Origin of the sequence: Mesorhizobium sp. CC13, from assembly GCF_039907765.1 — a bacterium.
Classification (GTDB): Bacteria; Pseudomonadota; Alphaproteobacteria; order Rhizobiales; family Rhizobiaceae; genus Aminobacter.
Genome location: NZ_JARDJI010000058.1, coordinates 1 through 790, shown reverse-complemented (window position 1 = coordinate 790; position 790 = coordinate 1). Strand labels below are relative to the sequence as shown.

Sequence of the window (790 nt, the reverse complement as noted above, 5' to 3'; positions counted from 1 at the left end):
TGGGCGATCTTCTGCTCCAGCATCGCCGCCATCAGGTCCGGCATCGCCCACATGCCCTTGCCGATCTGGGCATGGCCCGACAGCCCGCATTCGAGCCCGGTGTCGACGTTCCAGGCCTCGTAGGCGTTGATCCACGGCGCCTGCTTCATGTCGCCCTTGCGCACCATCGGACCCGCCTCCATCGAGGTGTGGATCTCGTCGCCGGTGCGGTCGAGGAAGCCGGTGTTGATGAACACCACGCGCTCCTTGGCGGCACGGATGCACTCCCTGAGGTTGACGGTGGTGCGCCGCTCCTCGTCCATGATGCCCATCTTGATGGTCTTGCGCGGCATGCCGACCAGGCGCTCGACGCGGTCGAAGATCTCGACGGCGAAGGCGACTTCCTCGGGGCCATGCATCTTCGGCTTGACCACATACATCGAGCCTTTTCGCGAATTGGCCTTGCGGCCATTGGCGCCGACGTCGTGCAGGGCGATCAGCGCGGTGATCGCCGCGTCCATGATGCCTTCCGGCACCTCATGGCCGTCGCGGTCGCGGATCGCCGGGTTGGTCATCAGGTGGCCGACATTGCGCACCAGCATCAACGAGCGGCCGGGCAACGATACTGAACCGCCATCGGGGCCGGTGTAGGAACGGTCGGCGTTGAGCCTGCGGGTGACGGTCTTGCCGCCCTTGTCGAAGCTCTCCGACAGGTCGCCCTTCATCAGGCCGAGCCAGTTGCGGTAGACCAGAACCTTGTCCTCGGCGTCGACCGCGGCGACCGAATCCTCGCAGTCCTGGATGGTGGTCA

The 790-nt window shown here is 65.4% G+C and carries 1 pseudogene; it reads right to left on the bottom strand.

Annotation, left to right across the window (positions count from 1 at the left end):
- Window positions 1-790 (bottom strand): annotated as a pseudogene (locus PV773_RS25145) (malate synthase G); the annotation flags it as partial.